This is a genomic window from Zhurongbacter thermophilus, from assembly GCF_026184435.1.
In the GTDB taxonomy this organism is placed as follows: domain Bacteria; phylum Coprothermobacterota; class Coprothermobacteria; order Coprothermobacterales; family JAADFF01; genus JAADFF01.
This window is the reverse complement of the sequence record NZ_CP046447.1, coordinates 1,309,142-1,328,131: the sequence shown is the minus strand read 5'-3', so window position 1 is coordinate 1,328,131 and position 18,990 is coordinate 1,309,142. Positions and strand designations below refer to the sequence as shown.

The 18,990-nt window shown below is 42.0% G+C and carries 17 protein-coding genes; 9 read left to right on the top strand and 8 right to left on the bottom strand.

Annotated elements, in window-relative coordinates; translation table 11 throughout:
- Positions 1–98: 98 nt before the first annotated feature.
- On the bottom strand, positions 99–1,415 hold the full coding sequence (locus GM182_RS06685) for an NCS2 family permease (protein WP_449186331.1): 1,317 nt from the start codon (positions 1,413–1,415) through the stop codon (positions 99–101).
- Between the two features lie 98 nt (positions 1,416–1,513).
- On the bottom strand, positions 1,514–2,206 hold the full coding sequence (sfsA, locus tag GM182_RS06680) for a DNA/RNA nuclease SfsA (protein ID WP_449186330.1): 693 nt from the start codon (positions 2,204–2,206) through the stop codon (positions 1,514–1,516).
- Positions 2,207–2,296: 90 nt separating this feature from the next.
- Here sfsA and GM182_RS06675 point away from each other — a divergent pair, with 90 nt between their 5' ends.
- Positions 2,297–3,064, top strand: coding sequence for an oxygen-binding di-iron domain-containing protein (locus GM182_RS06675; protein ID WP_449187300.1), 768 nt, complete (start codon positions 2,297–2,299; stop codon positions 3,062–3,064).
- A gap of 10 nt (positions 3,065–3,074) precedes the next feature.
- Entirely contained in the window at positions 3,075–3,923 is an 849-nt protein-coding gene (locus tag GM182_RS06670) for a methyl-accepting chemotaxis protein (protein ID WP_449186329.1), read from the top strand.
- Positions 3,924–3,980: 57 nt separating this feature from the next.
- Here GM182_RS06670 and GM182_RS06665 read toward each other — a convergent pair whose 3' ends face one another.
- Positions 3,981–4,778, bottom strand: a complete 798-nt coding sequence (locus GM182_RS06665; protein ID WP_449186328.1) for a ZIP family metal transporter — start codon at positions 4,776–4,778, stop codon at positions 3,981–3,983.
- Positions 4,779–4,848: 70 nt separating this feature from the next.
- Between GM182_RS06665 and GM182_RS06660 the strand changes: the two genes are divergently transcribed.
- Positions 4,849–5,082, top strand: coding sequence for a hypothetical protein (locus GM182_RS06660; RefSeq protein ID WP_449186327.1), 234 nt, complete (start codon positions 4,849–4,851; stop codon positions 5,080–5,082).
- An 11-nt stretch (positions 5,083–5,093) separates the two neighbouring features.
- On the opposite strand, the gene GM182_RS06655 is transcribed toward GM182_RS06660, so the two are convergent.
- Genes GM182_RS06655 through GM182_RS06645 form a run of 3 tightly spaced genes read right to left on the bottom strand, consistent with a single transcriptional unit; the run spans position 5,094 to position 8,636 of the window.
- The gene (locus GM182_RS06655) at positions 5,094–6,296 is read right to left on the bottom strand and encodes an esterase/lipase family protein (RefSeq protein ID WP_449186326.1); all 1,203 of its coding nucleotides are present in this window, start codon (positions 6,294–6,296) and stop codon (positions 5,094–5,096) included.
- Complete coding sequence (locus GM182_RS06650; protein WP_449186325.1) at positions 6,289–7,515, bottom strand: alpha/beta hydrolase; 1,227 nt, start codon at positions 7,513–7,515, stop codon at positions 6,289–6,291. The genes GM182_RS06655 and GM182_RS06650 overlap by 8 nt, the downstream gene beginning before the upstream one ends.
- Before the next feature lie 14 nt (positions 7,516–7,529).
- A complete protein-coding gene (locus GM182_RS06645) occupies positions 7,530–8,636 on the bottom strand; it encodes an MFS transporter (RefSeq protein ID WP_449186324.1) in 1,107 nt (368 codons plus the stop codon).
- A gap of 118 nt (positions 8,637–8,754) precedes the next feature.
- Here GM182_RS06645 and GM182_RS06640 point away from each other — a divergent pair, with 118 nt between their 5' ends.
- The 3 genes from GM182_RS06640 (at position 8,755) to rgy (ending at position 12,489) form a co-directional block, all read left to right on the top strand.
- Entirely contained in the window at positions 8,755–9,258 is a 504-nt protein-coding gene (locus tag GM182_RS06640; protein WP_449186323.1) for a rubrerythrin family protein, read from the top strand.
- Between the two features lie 110 nt (positions 9,259–9,368).
- Entirely contained in the window at positions 9,369–10,703 is a 1,335-nt protein-coding gene (locus tag GM182_RS06635) for a DEAD/DEAH box helicase (protein ID WP_449186322.1), read from the top strand.
- Entirely contained in the window at positions 10,669–12,489 is a 1,821-nt protein-coding gene (gene rgy / locus GM182_RS06630) for a reverse gyrase (protein ID WP_449186321.1), read from the top strand. Before GM182_RS06635 ends, rgy begins: the two co-directional genes overlap by 35 nt.
- Here rgy and GM182_RS06625 read toward each other — a convergent pair.
- On the bottom strand, positions 12,480–12,842 hold the full coding sequence (locus GM182_RS06625; RefSeq protein WP_449186320.1) for a hypothetical protein: 363 nt from the start codon (positions 12,840–12,842) through the stop codon (positions 12,480–12,482). The genes rgy and GM182_RS06625 overlap by 10 nt on opposite strands.
- 86 nt (positions 12,843–12,928) lie before the next feature.
- Positions 12,929–15,580: an alanine--tRNA ligase gene (alaS, locus tag GM182_RS06620; protein WP_449186319.1), complete on the bottom strand. Its 2,652-nt coding sequence runs from the start codon at positions 15,578–15,580 to the stop codon at positions 12,929–12,931.
- Positions 15,581–15,659: 79 nt separating this feature from the next.
- Here alaS and GM182_RS06615 point away from each other — a divergent pair, with 79 nt between their 5' ends.
- The 3 genes from GM182_RS06615 to GM182_RS06605 all read left to right on the top strand — a co-directional run bounded on the left by GM182_RS06615 (position 15,660) and on the right by GM182_RS06605 (position 18,988).
- Positions 15,660–15,872: a hypothetical protein gene (locus GM182_RS06615; protein ID WP_449186318.1), complete on the top strand. Its 213-nt coding sequence runs from the start codon at positions 15,660–15,662 to the stop codon at positions 15,870–15,872.
- A 146-nt stretch (positions 15,873–16,018) separates the two neighbouring features.
- Positions 16,019–16,957, top strand: a complete 939-nt coding sequence (gene fba / locus GM182_RS06610; protein WP_449186317.1) for a class II fructose-1,6-bisphosphate aldolase — start codon at positions 16,019–16,021, stop codon at positions 16,955–16,957.
- 153 nt (positions 16,958–17,110) lie between these two features.
- Positions 17,111–18,988 (top strand): LVIVD repeat-containing protein, encoded by a 1,878-nt coding sequence (locus GM182_RS06605; protein ID WP_449186316.1) that lies wholly within the window; start codon positions 17,111–17,113, stop codon positions 18,986–18,988.
- Positions 18,989–18,990 lie beyond the last annotated feature (2 nt).

Below are 18,990 nucleotides of genomic sequence, written 5' to 3'. Positions count from 1 at the left end.
TCACCTCCAAACATTGGTATGTTAATTATAAAAAATAGGGGGCCTTATAGCCCCCTGCAGAGAGGTGTATATTGATGGGAAGTGTGCCACTAGGAGTCTTAAAATACACCGCCAAGATACATGAAGTAGAGAACAAATATGATGGCAAGAACATACATCAGTGGATGAACATCTTTGCCTTTACCAGATAACAGCTTTATAAGTGTATATGTGATAAAACCTACACCGATTCCATCGGCAATGGAATATGTAAGGGGTATTGTTACAAGTACCAAGAATGCTGGAATAGCCTCAGATGGATCTGAAAAATCTACTTCGAAGAATGTACTCATCATGAAATATCCTACAAGGACGAGCACTGGTGCTGTAACAAAGTCTTTTATAACGGCAACAAGTGGAGAGATGAATAGTCCAACCAATAAGAACAGTATACCTGTAGTAACAGCTGTTAGGCCAGTGCGGCCACCTTCCTCAATACCTGAGGCGCTCTCAATATATGTGGTGACAGTGGAGGTTCCCAGTAGTGCACCTACAGTGGTACCCACGGCGTCTGTAAGAAGCACCTTATCTATATCGGGTATCTTACCATCTTCTGTTAGGTAACCGGCTTTGGCACTGAGACCGGTGACGGTGCCCAGTGTGTCAAAGAAGTCTACCATGAAGAACGAGAATATGACACCAAGCGCACCGGCATTCATAAGACCGTGGAAATCTAGTTTTAAAAATGTATAGTCGAGAGTTGGAAGAGAGAACAGTTTGCTTGGTATATCAATGAGGCCAAATACCATGCCTATAATGGTATTAACAATAATGGTTATAAGTAGAGCACCGGGTACCTTTAGTTTAATAAGAACGCTGGCAAGTATAAGGCCAAACACGGCTATTAAGAATTCAGGTTTGGCCAGTGCAGATTTTCCAAGTGACACCATTGTTGCCTGATCTGGTGCAATGAAACCCATATGCTGTAAGCCTATAAATGTTAGGAAGATGCCTATACCAGCGCCTATAGCATGTTTTAGTGAGTTTGGTATAGAATGGGCAACGGCACTTCTAACACTGGTAAGACTAAGCACTATAAATATTAAACCTTCTACGAAGACTGCAGCAAGTGCTACCTGCCACCCATACTGTGGGGCAACTGTAAACGCAAAGTAGGCATTTAGTCCCATGCCCGCAGCCAGTGCAAATGGTTTGTTGGCATAAATACCCATGAGAATAGTGGCAAATCCTGCTGATAGAGCAGTAGCCGTTAAGATGGAAGGAATAGCTGCTTTACCCATGGCGGCCGATAGCATACCGGGATTAACGACGAGAATGTAGGCCATTGTCATGAATGTCGTGATACCGGCTAGAATCTCACGTCTTACTGTGGAGCCATGCTCTTCAACTTTAAAAAAACGAGAAATAGCTTCCATTTGTATCCCCCCTGTTCCCCCGCTTGTTTTGTTAATAATCTAAATACACCTTTATGCTATCAAAGAGAAAAATGCTCGTCAATAGAGGTTTCTTAACATTAGGGAATTTCTACATGTGCCTTTCCTGCATAATATACATGGCCATCATGGTAACTGATTTTTACTGCTATAGGCTTTACACCTGCTTTTACCGCCTCTTTGAGATTCTTGCAAAAAATTGCATCTTCCTTACAATTGGGTTTGACTGTTTCTATATCTTGATGGCATACAAGAAATGTTAAAAAAGATGGTGTGTGCTGGGCAAGGAGTTTGACATGATCAGCCCCTCTTTTTGTTGGAGCATCTGGAAAAAGGCAAGTTTTTCCTTCAAATAGTGTACAACCTTTAACTTCCATGAGTGCCTGATAATCTTTAAATGTTAGTAAAAAGTCAATACGATGGCTACCCACCCTGTATTCTGCCCTGAAGTCTTTTATCTCTCGAAATTCATCTACAAGCTTTTGTCTCAGTATAGCTTCTATAATACGTCTATGCATGCCAGAGTTTAGAAGTATCCATCCATATCCATCTCTGTGTATGGCAATAACTTTAAAGTCGGTTTTGGGAGATTTGTGTGGAATAAGCATGATAGGTTTTCCCGGAATAAGTAGTTCTCCTAATCTGCCTGAATCGTGTAGATGAGCATGATATCTTTTACCATTTACTTCTACCTCTGCTACGAATCTGTTTATCCTTTTAATAAACGTACCTTGGGTATGGTTTTTTCCTATGTCTGCATTGAGCTTTATCACGAATAAAATCCCTCCCCTTGTGTTAAAATTATAGTTGAAACGGTGTATATTGTGGTTGCCATATAGCAAAGAAAGGGGGTAGGTGCCATGATATTTGATAACGAAGTACTTTACGATGACGGTCAGCATAAGTTTATTATGCTTGGCACCGATATTGGCGGATCGGAGGGTATTCCTGTAAACCAGTTTCTTATCATAGATGGTAGTGAGGCTTTTCTACTTGACCCAGGAGGTGCCCATGTGTTTGCCACTGTTCTTGCCAATGTCTCTGAGGTTATAGACCCAACAAGGCTGACTGGTCTTTTCTACAGCCACCAAGATCCAGATGTTACATCTGGTATCATGATGTGGCTTAATGTATCTGAGCGTGCAAAGGTATATGTTTCTGAATTGTGGACAAGATTTTTACCACATTTTGGAGTATATGATGAAAAACGAATTGTTGGTATACCAGATAAAGGTATGGAAATTAGGTTCTCTTCAGGAAATGTTCTGAAGGTTATTCCAGCCCATTATCTCCACTCACCGGGTGAGTTCACACTTTATGATCCTGTTGCCAAAGTATTATTTAGCTCAGATATTGGTGCTTCTGTGTTGCCACCAGGTACAAAGTCTCGTAAAGTAGAAGATTTTGAGTGGCATCTTAAGAATGCCATTGTAGAGGCATTTCACAAAAGATATATGGCATCCAATGCTGCATGTCGTAAGTGGGTTTCTATGGTAAAGGGGTTTGATATTGAGTGGATGGTTCCACAGCACGGTGCTATTTATCCAAGAGAAATGACAGAAAAGTTCCTCAGTTGGTTTGAAAATCTTAGATGTGGCTCTGACATCATAGATGAAGTATACGGAAGGTAGGTGAGCCACTATGCCAGGACAGGATATGGTAAACAATCTTATAAAGACCTTCTCCGACGCAATGTTTAAAGTGGAGGTTATGCACTCGTTTACCGCAAAATTTGACGAGGCTCTTGTTAGGCGTGGTGAGAAGATACAGGTTAAAGTGGCTCGTATGACAGATTTATTTTATGAAATACAAAATGATATAGCACGTCTGCAAGATGGCTTTGTTGAGAATACAGATAGACTTATTCATAACATAGAGGCCGTTGAAAAATTGGGTGAAGACCTTCTTGAGGAGATAAAACAGTATGGTACATCTCTTGAGGGTATTGCCGATGAGGTTGAATCTGTTGTAGACGATACCATGAAAGCCCTGGAGGGTTTTATGGAAATTACAGAGATGGTTGAAGATATACAGAAAATTGCCAAGAGAACAAAACTTCTTGCCCTTAATGCTGCTATTGAAGCAGCCCGTGCCGGTGAGGCAGGTAAGGGGTTTGCCGTGGTTGCCGATGAAATACAGAAGCTTGCCAAGCAAACTGCCGAGGTTAGTGAACGTATTTCCGCCAAAGTAGAGCATATGATGAGTGAAGTGAAAAAGTCTCTTGAGGGTGTAAAGAAAGTTGGTAGCATGTTTAAGCTATTTAGCAATGCTACCCAGAAGATGCTTGTCTTCCTTGAGGAGAATAAAAAGACCATGGCCGCCGTTATGGAGACAATGGAAGGTGCCACAAAAGATTTGCAGTCTATCGTTGCCAGTCTCAACGATGCTATTGAGGTTATGGAAGAGGTAAGAGAGGAAACTGAGGTTATAGAAAGGGTTATATCTTCAATAGCCAAGGCGCAGAATAAGATAGCTGAGCTTAAAGTCTGATATTGACTATTTTATAAGTGAAATAAAGGGGGCATATGCCCCCTTATTTTTATAAGGTTATCCCAGTGCTACATCGAGTATCATCATGATGACGAAGCCTATCATAAAGCCTATGGTGGGTATATCTGAACCTTCGCGTTGAGCTTCGGGAATAAGCTCTTCGATAACGACATATATCATGGCACCTGCGGCGAATGCCAATGCATAAGGGAGTAAACCTCTCATGTGTATAACCCAGTATGCACCTATAACACCGGCGATAATTTCTACGATACCAGATAGCTGACCCCACCAAAAGCTTTTCCATACAGATAACCCCTCTCTGCGTAGTGGCATCGATACTGCCATACCCTCAGGAAAGTTTTGTATACCAATTCCTATGGCAAGTGCCAGAGCACCGGCGAATGATGCGCCGGGTAAACCTGATCCCGCAGCTCCAAACCCCACACCAACGGCCAGACCCTCGGGAATGTTATGGAGTGTAATGGCGAGAATAAGGAGTGTTGTTCGTCTCCATGAAGTCTTTGGTCCTTCAGGGTTGTCTTCAAATGGATGTAGGTGTGGAAGAAACATGTCTATGATTCTTAGTGTGGCTCCTCCAAGTAAGAATCCTATTGCCGGTGGTATCCACGGGATGAGTCCCATATCCTTTGACATCTCTATCGATGGTGCGAGGAGTGACCAGAAGCTGGCAGCTACCATTACACCTCCGGCAAATCCCAACATCATATCGAGAAATTTTCTACTGGGGCTTTTAAAAAACAGAACAATACCGGCACCCAGCGCTGTCATAAACCATGTGTATAGGGTAGCAAGGAATGCCAAGAAAACAGGATTAAGTTCAGCGATATTCACTTTCGCATCACCTCTTTAAGTATTATAATGACTTTTAGAGATATAGCATGATGTAAGGAGATGATGTGTTATGACTACACAAGAACTTGAGGAGGAAGTTGCCCGCCTACGTAAAATTGCCATGGACTTTGAGAGCCTTGCTTCGTCTTATAAATTTAAATACTTTGAGGCCTCAAGGCTTCTTCAACAGACGCAAATTGCCCTTGATGGTTATGAGGCGGAAAACCGCATGTTAAAGAGGGAAATCCAGATGCTCAAAGCAAAGCTCGCAAAATACAAGGAGAAGTATGGAGACATTGACTGATTTTCGGGGGGCTATCGTCCCCCGATTTCTTTTAGTGTAGACAGTGTTTTATCCCACATGCTGTCACTCAGGATAATTCCTATATGATCCCCCTCAAATGGCCCTAAAGGTGTAAAGTGCATAGGTTCTTCGAGATATTTTACAGGTAGTTGACTGCTCAGAGGAGTGGCACCATCTGATTCTGGCCATCTGTTAACTTTAAGGAGCTTGCCGATATCTGTAATGAGCCTGTGACAGAGAAATAGCCCTATACGGGTTGCCATAGGATTGTACCTGTATTTTTCAATAAGTACCTTCAATGCTTCCACTTTGTGGTGTCTTGGTATGACCGATGACGAGAACATATAGTTTGTATATCCATCATTGGTATTGAGTTTGTAGAGGGTTTCAGATACCATTGTGGAAAATCTATCAAAATGCTCTCCATGATCCCATCTTAGTGCTAAGTATCCCGGTGCCATTATTGCCCCTGTCATATATGTAAGTATCAGTGCTTGCTTTAAGTCTTTAATGAGTGTTGCAGTTTCCTTTGTGTTTCCCGATATATTACCTGCATATTCCCAAAACTCAGATGGTGCGAATGATAGCGATACAAGGGGAGTGCCCCTGTGAGGTGTATTGATGGTTAGCACGGGGGGATTGAGATATCTAATGAATCTATCATGGTTTATTGCATACCTTATCACAAGCCCTCCTAAGCTATAACCTATAAGGTATAGACGACTGTTTTCTATGCCAGATAAGGATTTAATGGTGTTTATGAAGGCATTACCATTCTCCTGTAGTGTTCTCATGGATGATGGATACAGAAAGTGAAGTATGGTAGCATCTGGAAAATGTTTCTTAATGTAGGTGTGTACGAATTTTCTACGATGCTCTGTGTAAAAGGTGGCTGTAGTATCCTCTCCGGTAATTTCCGATGAGTTGATACCATGCACGAGTATGAACACATCGCCATCAACCTTTTTGACGGGATGATAGTCTACAAGATTCTCTTCATCGAGTAGTGCTATATCTGGGGTGAATGGTTTTTTATTGCCTACGACAACTGTGCGGTCATATTCATGGGTAAGAATATCTAGCTTATTAAATAAATCTTCGTTGATATCGCCGTGTATATATGCCCGGAAAATGGTGATATATTTCTTACTAAATGGTAATTTTCTTTGCCACTCTACGATATTGCCTTCTTGATATATATCGCTATCAGACATATGTTTTCACCCTATCAATGACAGCCGACCAGACCTTGGGACTGGTAAAGATGTCTATGTGGTCAGCTGTCATTGGCCCTAATATGTCAAATGTGAATCCATCTTCCATATATTTCACTGGTATCTGACTAGATATGGGTACGAGGCCATCACCTTCATACCAGAGTCCTGTCCCTACTATCTCCCCCATGGCTTCCATGAGTCTTTGCATCATGATAAGGCCTATGTGGTCTCGAGGTTCATGATACATTCTGTCGGCAAGCTTGAGTATAGGATAGGCCAGATTGTGGCGTGGAATGGTAGAGGTGGTAAATGTATAGCGGGTAAATTGTTCGCTCGTGTTAAGCTTGTATATTTCTGGTGAGAGCATTTGAGGAAATGGTTCTAATTTGTCTAAGCTATCCCACCGCAAATCAAGGTATCCTTGTGCCATAACTCCCCCACCACGGTGATATGTCATTGCCACAGTCAATCTGATATTTCTTACAGTTTTTAATTTCTCTTCATTGGCTCCCTCTTCTATCCACTTCCAGAACTCTGGTGGGGTGAACATAAGCGATGCCAATGGACTACCTCTATGGGGAGTGTTAAGGGTAAAGGCATGTGTGGTAATGTCTCTGAACCACTCGCTACAGTCCAGCATCTGTCTGATGATAAGCCCTCCCATGCTATGACCGATAAAGAAAATTCCTTTGGCCTTTTCTATGTCTGTATTCAGAAGCTTGTCTCTAAGGGCTTTGGCATTTGTTTGTAACCTTTCCATAGCTGATGGGTATATGTAATGGAGAATGGTGACGTTTTCTATGTGCTTGTAAATGTATTCGTGTGCTGTATCCCATACATGATATTTGTAGGCTGTTTTCCAGATGTCATATTTGTCAGGATACGATGCCAGTATTTCTTCCGGGTTAATACCATGAACGAGCACGAAGACCACTTTATCTTTTAGCGATGATACCGGTTGCCACATGTGTTTGTCGTTAGGTAGTACCTCAATAAGGGTGGGCTTGAAAGGTTTAATATTTCCAACAACATGTGGGGTAGGGGATACCTCTCCGGATAAAGGTAGCTTGGCATATATATCTACCTTGTTTGTCAAGAACTCTGGGGATATATCCCCGTGTATATATGCCCTAAATAGCACAATTTCACTTCTGAATGTCTCTGAATATGCCCTAAATTCTACTATGTCACCATCGTGTAGTGTTATGTCAAGCACATGTTTTCACCTTCTTATGCTGCCCTTTTCTTCATAATAACAGACATAGGCACCATAAGAAAACTCAGCACTACCATGCTAAGAATCATGAATGGAACATTGTTTCCAAATATTGAAGCATATCCACTGGCAAGAAACTGTCCTATAGCCCAAGAAAAGCCCATGGCTATGCTGGATGCAAAGCCCTTGTTCTCTGGCAGCAGAAACTGTGCTTCAACAAGGTTGGCAGACATTGAAAAAAATGCCGATGCATCGAAGAGGATAAATGCCACAGTTCTAACGATATCGTTATTTGTTATATAGAAAAGCAGGCTAAATATTGCCATGCCACTAAATGCCACAAGATTGACGAACTGTATGCCCTTCTTGTCTCTATAGTATGCACCAAAATAGTTGGTAATGGTGCCAAGAAGCATGCCTAGTGTCAATGTGATACCGCCTAATAGTATAGAGCCACCTTTTAACTCAACATAAAATGGCAGATATGTATGGAATATCTCCATGATAAATGAGCGAAGACTAACAACAAGAAAAACACCAGTTAATACTTTCCATAGAGATATATGAGGTATAACAACATGAGAAACTGTTTCTTTGGTGAATGTCCACAGTGGTATGGATATTAGTAGCGCCAATGTTCCTCCTATGGCTCCGAGGATCCATACCTTGTCTATGCCAAACTGACCTACATACCATGTGATAAGGGCAGGTGCTATAGCGGCACCAAATCCTCCCATGATAGAGAAGATGGCTATCTTAGTGCTTTTTCTTTCATGTCCTGCTATGCTGGCTCCCACTGGATGAAATGCCGAATTGGCAACTCGAACTATGAGGACAAGTACACCTAGCATGACAAATGATTTGACAAATCCAATCATCGATACAGCCAATATCTCGAATAGCACAATAGCGGTAACGAGTATCCCTTCACGGCGACATCTATCTGCGAGTATTCCCCATAGTATCTGTGTTAGAGCTGCTATACCGCCAACGGTTGTCAGTAGCGTGGCAAAATCGCGTGTACGGATACCCAGCATTTGTGTGAACAATGGTCCCAACGGTTTGAAAAATGCACCAAAGAAATCCACAAGAAAATGGAATGCCGTTACACTCCAAAGCATACCTATCCCCCCTCCCCAATGTTTCACGATATTGTAGCAAAATATGTTGTACATAGAGATGTTTTTATTTTGGAGTATAATAAACTTATAAATAGATTCCAGAAAGGGGGAAGGTATCATGCGTGAAATGACAAAGAAGTTTTTGGAGGAAGCATTTGCCGGAGAATCTATGGCCCATATGAAGTATCTTATCTTTGCCGAAGAAGCAGAGAGGAAGGGGAAATCCGGTCTTGCAAAGCTTTTCAGGGCTATAGCCCATGCAGAGTTTGTTCATGCTCGTAATCACTTTAGGGTGCTTGGTAAGATAGGCTCACTGGAGGAGAATGTGCAAGCTGGTATTGATGGAGAGACATTTGAGATTGAAGAAATGTATCCTGTTTATGAAAATGCTGCCGAGTTTCAGGAAGAGAAAGATGCAGTACGTTCTATGCACTATGCTATAGAGGCAGAGAAGATTCACGCTGACATGTACAAGAAAGCGAAAGAATTACTTGAGAAGGGTGAGGATTACCCCGCAAAGAAGATTTATATCTGTCCTGTGTGTGGTTACACCGTAGAGGACGAAGTACCGGAAAAATGTCCTGTTTGTGGTGTTCCCGGCGAGAAATTTGTAGAATTCTAATTGTCTCTATTGGAAGTGAAAGGGGGCACCTATGTGCCCCCTTTTCTATTTGAATATGTTTGGGCTTGTCCTTGGTATGCTATATGAAGAAAGGGTAAGGAGGGCATGCTATGGAGATTAAAAAGAGAGAATACTTTCTCAGAGGCTCTTTAAGATATAAAACGATAACCGATGAGGAGCTGTATACACTCAGAGTTCCTCTTGAGGTTCTTGATAAATATTTTTATAGCTATTACAAGACCCGTGAAGATGCATACAGGAGTATCGGGCTTGGGGTTCCCAATGCGTATCAGAGATACTGGATATACCAAAGGTACCGAGGTGGTAGTGTTGTTACCATAGGTCCTGTTGGTATAGGCAAGACAACATTTTCTCTTATAGAAGCCCTCCTGTGTCGTGGTAAGGCTATATTTATTGTGCCTACTAAGGCATTGGCTACAACTGTGTACGAAAAAATCCTCTCTATGAATGAAACATTAAACACAGGCAAGACCATTCTTCTGTATGATAAGAAAACCAAAGAATCTATTATCTCTGGAGATTTTCACATTGCTGTTATGACCGCTCAAGCATTTCGTGTGATTTATCCTGAGATAAAGTGGAGGTCAAGACTTTCTATTGTTGATGATGTTGATGCCTTTATGAAGAATCCTAAAAATTTAGATAGGCTCATGAATGTTACACGAGGGAGCATGATCTTATCGTCTGCAACATTTAAAGCCTCGCCCAGACAGAGACAAAGACTTAGAGAAGAGTTTGGTATATCATTTCGTTCTTCTCGATTTGTCGGATTTAGAAATGTAGAAGATATTTATAGCATTTACGAGACACGAGATCAGATGCTTGATGATGTTGTGAGATTTATTCAGGTTATGGGTAAAGGTGGTATTGTCTTTTTGCCAAGGGGAGCTGATGAGGGTGAATTACTGGAAACTTTGCAAAGGGCGGGTATTCGGGCAGATGTTGGATCCCCGGAGACTTTAGAAGACCTTTCAGAGGGAAAACTTGATGTGCTTGTTGGTAAGGCTGCCTTTTATGGTGTGCTTGTTAGGGGTATAGATATGCCCGATGTTATTAGATATACGGTATTTGTTGGCGTACCCCGTGGAGAGATTGTTTTGAAGCCTGATGCAGATATATCCAAGTGGTGGTCAACATTTATAGGGGGACCGGTGCCATCAGACTGGCAAGAAATTATGAAGAAAGTCAAAGAGGTGGCTGACAGAAAGGCATGGAGTGTTTCTGAAGAGGAAAACGGAATAAGGATTATATATCCAGATATTACAACCTATATTCAGGCCAGTGGTCGAACCTCAAGGTTTACAGGTAGTGGTTTTACATTTGGTGTATCGTTTGTAGCCGATACCGATGAAAAGTTAATGCTGGCATTTATGAGACGAGCTAGCCTCTATGGTATTACATTTCAGCACAAAGATGGAGGTTGATATAGAGGCTCTCCGTGAAAAGGTTGACCTAAGTCGAGAGCATAAAGAGAAAGAGGGACAGATACCATTTAGAAGTTACCTTATGCTTGTTGAATCTCCTCACAAGGTGGAGACAATAGCTTCTCTTCTTGGTGGAGGTGTGTTTCGGTATATAGAAACATCGGGAGGTTTTATTGTTAGGGTTGCCGAGGTATCATTTGGTACAATGCTTATCGTTATTGGAGCTACAATAGGACACACTTCAGATATTGTGGAAGTATCTCCTCGTCGTTGGCCACATCAAGTGTTTTATGGTGTTAGTATAGAAGACAGTGGATTTTATCCTATCATGGACACAATCAAGATGTTCGATGGGGGACAGGCTGTTAGTCTCGTTCCTGACGGGATAGAGTATAGGGATAAACTGGATATTATTAGGGTGTATAGAAATCTCGCCCTTGCTGTTGATGGTCTTCTTATCGCAACCGACCCCGATAGTGAAGGTGAGCGTATCGCCTACGAAGTGGGAGCGTATCTTGCCCCCTATGGAAAGTCTGTATATCGAATGGAGTTTAGAGAGATTACTAGAAAGGCGCTGTTGCAGGCACTTGAGGATATTCGTCAGATTGATACCCGTAGGGTAGAGGCGGCCCTTGTCAGGCGTATAGAAGACAGATGGGTGGGTTTCTTCTTATCTGAACGGGTCAGCAAATACTTTGGTAGAAAAGGGCTTTCTGCAGGTAGAGTGCAATCTCCCGTGCTTGGATGGATAATAGAGAGATATCAGTTGTCCCGCCAGCAAAAGGATGTATACAGGGTGGCTTTTCCCTTTATAGAAGATTTTTATATAGAAATAGAAGATAAGCCCGATGATATTGTTACTGTAGAGAGTGCTTCTGTAGAGGTAAGAGAGAAATCTCCTCTGCCACCATATTCAACCGATTTGTTGCTTTCAGATGCCTCCCGTATACTGGGTTTTAGTGCTTCCTACACTATGGATTTAGCACAGGCTCTTTTTGAGGGAGGTTTTATAACCTATCACAGAACAGATAGTACTAGGGTTTCTGAAGATGGCATAAAGGTGGCTAAGATGTATATCACTGAGAAATATGGAGAAGAGCTGTTTCATGGCAAGTATTGGGACATTCAGACATCTGAACACATGCAGGGGGCACACGAATGTATCAGACCTACAAGACCTATTGATGTTATGGAATTTTGGGATGTGGTCAGGGGGAGAGATGAGTATACGAAAGACCATGGCAGGCTATATGGCCTGATTTTTAGACGCTTTATGGCATCGCAGTCTGTAAATGCACTTTTGAAATATCTTACCGTGCTCTTAAAGGGGTTTGATAATATAGAGGTTCCTATGGAGGTAGAAAAAGAGGGTTACCTTGTATTCTTCAAGGATATTAAGATATATTCTCTAAGATATGTGCCTGAAGTGGGGAGTCAAGTTTCTTTGAATGTGGAGGTTGTTAAGAAACCACTGGCATGGCCTATGAGGGAAGAAGAGGTTATCAGGCAGATGAAGGAAAAAGGTATAGGTAGACCTTCAACTTATGGAAAGATACTGGAAACAATCAAGAAGCGAGGATATGTAAGGGTATCCCCCAAAGGGTATCTCATACCGACCAAGATAGGTATACAAGTCTATGATTATTTGAATAGAGAATTCCATGAATTTATTTCACCGGATAGAACAGCATTGCTTTATAAAAAGATGGATGGTGTAGAAGATGGTGAATATGAATATATGGAGCTACTAAAGGAAGTTTACGATGAAGTAAATGCTTACTTGTAAAAATCTATTTCTCTTACTTCTCTTAGCCATGCGTCTACCATGGGAAGTAAAAGCCATGTGAATATAACAGTTTTGTAGTCTATATCCGAAAAAGGATTGAGTATAAAGTAGGCGATAACAACAGCTAGCGTGCTAATAATACGATATTTCCATAGTTTTTTTACAGCTTCTTTGTAGGCATGTTCTATTCTTATGCGTTCGGCAAATGATAGTGCCTGCTTTTTTAGTCGGAGCTCCTGTAGCTCTTTATCAAGAATACGAGAGCGTTCCTGTAGCGTTCCACTGGGGTCTTCATGTGGGTTCCACAGTTCTGGCCTTGTGTATCCTGTGTGAAATGCTTCTTTTTCGGGCACTATATTCACCTCGTATGTCTTTATATATTCAGTATAAAACAGGGGGCGGACTCCCGCCCCCTAATATTACTACCGGCTTTTAATTATCATTCTTGTAATGCCTTTTTCACCATATCGGCGGCCTGCATAACAGCAGCTGATAGTTTGCTGGCGTCTTTACCGCCTGCTTGAGCCATATCTGGTCTGCCGCCACCGCCACCTTTCATGACTTTGGCTGCCTCTCTAACGATGTTGCCCATATGCAGTTTATCTGTTAGGTTCTTTGTTGCCGCGGCAATCATGATAGGCCTGTCGTCTTTAATACCACCGAGTATGACGACGGCTTTTTCATGCCTTGAACGAATCTGGTCGGATATCATTCTCAGGTCATCGGCACTCACATCGGATAGAACCTTAGCCAGTATGTATATGTCTCCCATCATTTCACCCTCGGCGTCAATGGCTGGTATCATGGCAACGGTAAGCTTCTCTTTGGTTCTTTCCAGCTCTTTCTGGGTCTCTTTCAGCTCTGTTTTCATCTTCTCTATGATTTCATCTATACGTTCAGGCGAAGTGGATAGCTTACGTGCCAGTGTTGTTACAGTGTCTTCCAGCTCCTGATACCTTTCGAGTGCCTTCATGCCGGTGTATGCTTCTATACGACGTACGCCAGTAGAGACCGATCCTTCATAGATTATCTTCAGTATGCCTATATCACCTGTAGCCGATGCGTGGGTACCACCGCACAGGTCCAATGTCCAGCCATTACCTATCTCAACAACTCTGACCTTTTCCTGATACTTGTCCATAAATTCTGCTACAGCACCACGGGATAGTGCCTCTTCCAGTGTAAGATGATGTACTGTTACGGGCATATTGGCAAGTATTGCCTCCATTACACGCTTCTCTATCTCTTTCTTCTCTTCTGGTTTCAGTGCTTCAAAGTGTGTAAAGTCGAAGCGTATGTAGTCGGGTCCAACCATAGAACCTGCCTGAGATACATGGCTACCGAGCACATCTCTCATGACCTTGTACATAATATGTGTGCCTGTGTGGGCCCTTCTTATAGCTGCCCTTCTTTCGTGATCTATCTCTGCATGGGCCTCTTGTCCTACCTTAACAGTACCTTTTACAACCTTACCTGTATGTAGGAAAACTTTGCCATCAAGGTGCTTCTGAACATCATACACTTCCACTCTACCTGTTTCTGTTTCCACATAACCATGGTCGGGTATCTGGCCACCACTTTCTGCATAGAATGGTGTTTTCTCAAGAACAAACGATATTTCTTCTCCCTCTCCCGCTTCCTCTACGGCTTTACCATCTTTCAGGATTGCCATAATCTTGGTATCTTCTTCCTCTTTCTCATACCCGACAAAGGTAGAGGAGAAGTTCTCGGGTAGTGCTTTCTTCAGTTCATTGTCTATAAGTTCTTTTTGACCACCTTTCCAAGATTTGCGGCTTCTCTCCCTTGCCTTTTCCAGCTCTTCTTCCAGCTCTTCTTCTTTAATGGTAAAGCCCATTTCCTCCAGAGTGTCTTTGATAAAGTCTACAGGCACACCGTATGTGTCATACAGCTTAAACGCCTCTTTGCCTGTGAGGAAGTTTCTGCCTTCTTTCTTGGCCTGTTCCACATAATTCTCGAGGATATTCAGTCCTTGTCCGATGGTGCGGAAGAAGTTTTCCTCCTCTGCCTTGAGGATGGACATGGTAATCTTCATCTTTTCCTCTATCTCGGGATAGACATGTTTATATCTATCTACAACGACGGGTACAACATCGTATAAGAATGGTTTTTCCAGTCCCAGTTTCTTACCAAATCTTAATGCTCTTCTGATAACCCTTCTGACAACATAGCCTCTACCCTCATTGGAAGGATATGCACCATCGGCTATGACAAATGTCAGGGCTCTGATATGGTCCATGACGACACGGTAGGCTGTTGTGTACTCACCGCCTTTGGGGTCGTATGGTTTGCCTGTAAGGTCTTTTAGGTAGGCAAGAATAGGTGCAAAGAGGTCTGTTTCAAAGTTAGAAATGGTGCCCTGCATGATAGATGCCATGCGCTCAAGCCCCATTCCTGTGTCTATACCTTTTCTCTTTAGTGGGTGTAGATTGCCTTCTTCGTCTTGATGATACTGCATAAACACGAGGTTCCAAAACTCTCTAAATCTCTCACATTCAGAGGCAGGTCCCAGTTCGGGATGGTCACATGGCCAATCCTCACCCATATCAAAGTGAATTTCTGTACATGGTCCACAAGGGCCTGTGGGGCCTGGTGGTCCCCAGAAGTTGTCGTCTTTGCCCATTCTTACTATTCTGCTGTCTGGCACACCTATCTTCTTGCTCCATATTTCATATGCCTCTTCATCTTCTTCGTATATAGAAACCCACAGTCTATCTACTGGAAGTTTCCATACCTCTGTAATGAGCTGCCATGCAAATGTGATAGCACCTTCTTTAAAGTATCTACCAAATGAGAAGTTGCCAAGCATCTCAAAGAATGTGTGGTGTCTCGTTGTGCGGCCTACATTTTCTAGGTCTGATGTGCGGAAAGATTTTTGTACTGTTGTTGCACTGTCAAATGGTGGTTCTTTTTTCCCTAAAAAATATGGTTTAAACTGTACCATACCGGCTGTTGTGAACAGTAGCGTAGGGTCATCAGGTATCAGACTACTAGATGGAAGCCTCTTGTGTCCGTTTTTCTCAAAGAATTCAAGGAAAGATTCGCGTATCTCATCACCACTGAGTGGTTTCATATGTGTCACCTCCTAAAGTGCGGCGTTTACTATAGTATAATACAGATATAGATTTCCTCTGATAAGGAGGCGACATATTATGAAGTACTGGCAGAATATTCTTGTTATCTTGTTTCTCATTGTTTTGTATCCCCTTGCTGTAGACTTTTTAGGTGGTGCTACTCCATCTGGTAAGTCTGGACTCCAGTTGGCTACATTTACATCATTTGTTGTTGTTCCTACAATTATTGCCTATCTGATGTACTTGTATATTGATAAAGTTTCTGAGAAAGAACAATCTGATAATAAATAAGCTATAACTTGCTTGTTAGATGCCTGCGAATTATGCAAATGCTGGCTTTGGTATGCAATAAACATATCCCTATATACTGTTTGTTTGATATACTTAACTGCTACGGTGAGGTAGCGGTGGTAATATAAATTTGGGAGGTGGTATATATGCCATATGTAAACACCAAAGTCATTTTAGATAAGGCCAATAAGGAGTATTATGCTGTGCCTGCATTTAACATAAATAATCTTGAATTCTTGCAGGCCATTTTAGACGGTGCAGTAGCAGAGAATGCACCTGTCATTATTGAGACCAGTGAGGGTGCCATTAAGTATGCAGGTAATGGTGATCCATATCTTGGTGCTGAGATATTTGTGGAAATGGTAAGACGTTACGCTGAGAGGTTGCCTATACCTGTATCCCTGCACCTTGACCACGGCAAGCGTCTTGAGTACATTATGGCTGCCATTAAGGCAGGTTATGGTTCTGTCATGATAGATGCCTCTGATAAGCCCTTTGAAGAAAACATGGCTATTACAAAGAAAATTGTGGAAATTGCCCATGCCGCAGGTGTATCTGTGGAGGCAGAGCTGGGTACTTTGGCTGGTATTGAGGACAATGTTCAGAGTGCCGAGAGCATACTTGTCAATCCTGAGGAAGCAGAACAGTTTGTTAAGGAAACAGGTGTTGATTTTCTTGCTCCAGCTATTGGTACATCTCATGGTGCATTTAAGTTTAAGGGCGAGCCCAAGCTTGATATAGAGAGATTGAAAGAGGTCAAGAAACGCACAGGCATTCCTCTGGTACTTCATGGTGCTTCTTCTGTCCCTCAGGATATGGTAGAGCTTGCCAATAGGTACGGTGCCAAGCTGGAAGGTGTCAAAGGTGTGCCTAGCGATCTACTGGTGGAAACTGTTAAGGGTGGTATTAATAAGGTTAATACTGATACAGATTTGCGTATCTCATTCCTTGCAGGGCTCCGTAAATATCTTGTAGAGAATCCTGCACAGTTTGATCCTCGTAAGTACCTTGGTGAGGGCAAAAAATATGTAACAGAGGTTGTTAGAGCCAGACTGAGACTTTTGGGTGCTTCTGGTAAGGCTTAACACCTCCTCGCCGCCATTTATATATGATAGGGAGGCACAACTATGTTGTGCCTCCTTTTTCTGTTAAAACTCTGCATAATGTTTAGAAACAGTGTTTAAGCGGTAAAATATATGTGATATGAAATAAAAAACTTGTATCAGGGAGCGTGGCATATGAAAGTTGTAGGGCGTAGGGGCCTTCTTAAGGATGTCTTTGATATCAAATATCATGACGGGTATTTTTACCTTGCTGCTTCTTGGCGTGATCCTGTTGATGGAGAGAGTATGCGCTCAGGACTTGTAAGACTACATGTAGAGAAGGATTTATCCACAGAGATAGAGTATCTTCTTAGTGGTAAAGAGGCATATAAGGTGGAGATATCCAATGAATATCTTGTGCTTTCTGGTACAGGTTTATGGATATATGCCCGTAGGGGAGATGAGTTTATTCCATTAAAAGAGGAAATTGGTACCCTAGTGGTTGATGTCAAACTTGTAGGTAATCTTGTTTTAGCTGTTGTAGGAAGTGTCTTTAGTACCTACCTTGTGGTATATGAAATTACACCTCATGGGGTAGAAGATGTGGGTATTTTCTTTGATGAGAACATGTCCGGTTTATTTGTTATAGGTGATACTTATGTTGCTGTACGTTCGGGTAGTGATGTTATCATTCTTGATATATCTGATCCTTCTAATATTAGACAGGTAGATAGATACGATGATGCCGGCATCTTACTTGCTTCTCAATCTCCCGGTATTGCCGTTTTGAAAAAAGACAACAGCCTCAAGTTGTATAAGCTTCCTGAAAAAAAGTATTTGGGTATGGTAAAAGATATAGGTGATGTCGTTTCATCGTTTATTGATGGTTATAGTCTCTATGTTTTAAAGAATACAGGGGAAATAATGAAATTTTCTCCCGGCGATGACAGATGTCTCTTTAAGGTTGACGGTTTTCCCACCACGGTTTATGAACATGACGGAGTGATTCTTGTTGGCTTTGAAAATGAGGGGTTATTACTGTGGCGTGATAGTAAACAACGGTGGGTGAAATCCTTTAGTCCGTGGTATGGGGCGATTAAAGAAAATGATAGACTCCTTTTAGGGGCGGTTGAAGGGGCTGTTGAGCTGGATATATCCAAGCCGGAAAAACCATCAGAGATATCCCGTGTTAAAGGCTTCTGGGCATGGCATCTTGAAAAAAAAGACGATTACATATATGTCGGTGGTATTTGGTCTTCTCGGGGCGGAGAGAACATTATTAAAGAGTTTTTCAAAGGTCGCATACTCTATAAGGGTATTGTCATTTTGAAGAAGAACAATGATGTTTTGACAGAGGTAAGCAGAATTAGACTGCCAGAAACAAAATCATCTTTTACCACATATGATGTTTACATCAAAGATAACCTGTTATTTGCCGTATCTGATGCCGGTATGATAGTTATGGATATCTCAACACCTGAAGAACCTAAGGTTGTATATGAGAAAAGAGGGATACATGTGAAATATGTTTGGTTTGAGGATGATACGGCATATATACACTTGTATCCGTCAGGCGATGTTATAGTGTTTCATATATCGGGTGATGACATACAAGAGGTTCAAATGGTTCACGATGTAGGGTATATTAAGATTGGGTATAAGGCCTTCGGTGGTAGAAGTGGTGTCAGATATATTTCCACATCAGACGAAGGTCTGAAGATTATCGGTGGGTTAGATGTTGGCATGGTAGAAGATGGCATTACCGATGGTAGAAGACTATATGTATCGTCCTATCATGAAGATAAGCACAAGCTATGGATTATTGATGGTAGTAATGTGGAGGAATATGAAGTTCCCCATCTGAAAAATCTTCTGTATAGAGATGGTTATCTTTATGCATCAGCGCAGGTGGGCGGTAAAGAGTGGGACATAGTGAAATATGATGTTTCAAGGGGCTTAAAGGAAGTTGAACGTATTGAAGATATGGGTGATATCTTCAACTACGCCATGTGGGTTGGCGATTATATGTATTTCTTAGATGGCAGGCGTGGTGTTGCCATCTTGGAGGTATAGCT

Coding starts and splice junctions, on each gene's coding strand:
- GM182_RS06685 (WP_449186331.1), bottom strand. CDS start 1,415: ATGGAAGCTATTTCTCGTTTTTTTAAAGTTGAAGAGCATGGCTCCACA.
- GM182_RS06645 (WP_449186324.1), bottom strand. CDS start 8,636: ATGCTTTGGAGTGTAACGGCATTCCATTTTCTTGTGGATTTCTTTGGT.
- GM182_RS06640 (WP_449186323.1), top strand. CDS start 8,755: ATGCGTGAAATGACAAAGAAGTTTTTGGAGGAAGCATTTGCCGGAGAA.
- GM182_RS06635 (WP_449186322.1), top strand. CDS start 9,369: ATGGAGATTAAAAAGAGAGAATACTTTCTCAGAGGCTCTTTAAGATAT.
- alaS (WP_449186319.1), bottom strand. CDS start 15,580: ATGAAACCACTCAGTGGTGATGAGATACGCGAATCTTTCCTTGAATTC.
- rgy (WP_449186321.1), top strand. CDS start 10,669: ATGGTATTACATTTCAGCACAAAGATGGAGGTTGATATAGAGGCTCTC.
- fba (WP_449186317.1), top strand. CDS start 16,019: ATGCCATATGTAAACACCAAAGTCATTTTAGATAAGGCCAATAAGGAG.
- GM182_RS06660 (WP_449186327.1), top strand. CDS start 4,849: ATGACTACACAAGAACTTGAGGAGGAAGTTGCCCGCCTACGTAAAATT.
- GM182_RS06655 (WP_449186326.1), bottom strand. CDS start 6,296: ATGTCTGATAGCGATATATATCAAGAAGGCAATATCGTAGAGTGGCAA.
- GM182_RS06670 (WP_449186329.1), top strand. CDS start 3,075: ATGCCAGGACAGGATATGGTAAACAATCTTATAAAGACCTTCTCCGAC.
- GM182_RS06605 (WP_449186316.1), top strand. CDS start 17,111: ATGAAAGTTGTAGGGCGTAGGGGCCTTCTTAAGGATGTCTTTGATATC.
- GM182_RS06615 (WP_449186318.1), top strand. CDS start 15,660: ATGAAGTACTGGCAGAATATTCTTGTTATCTTGTTTCTCATTGTTTTG.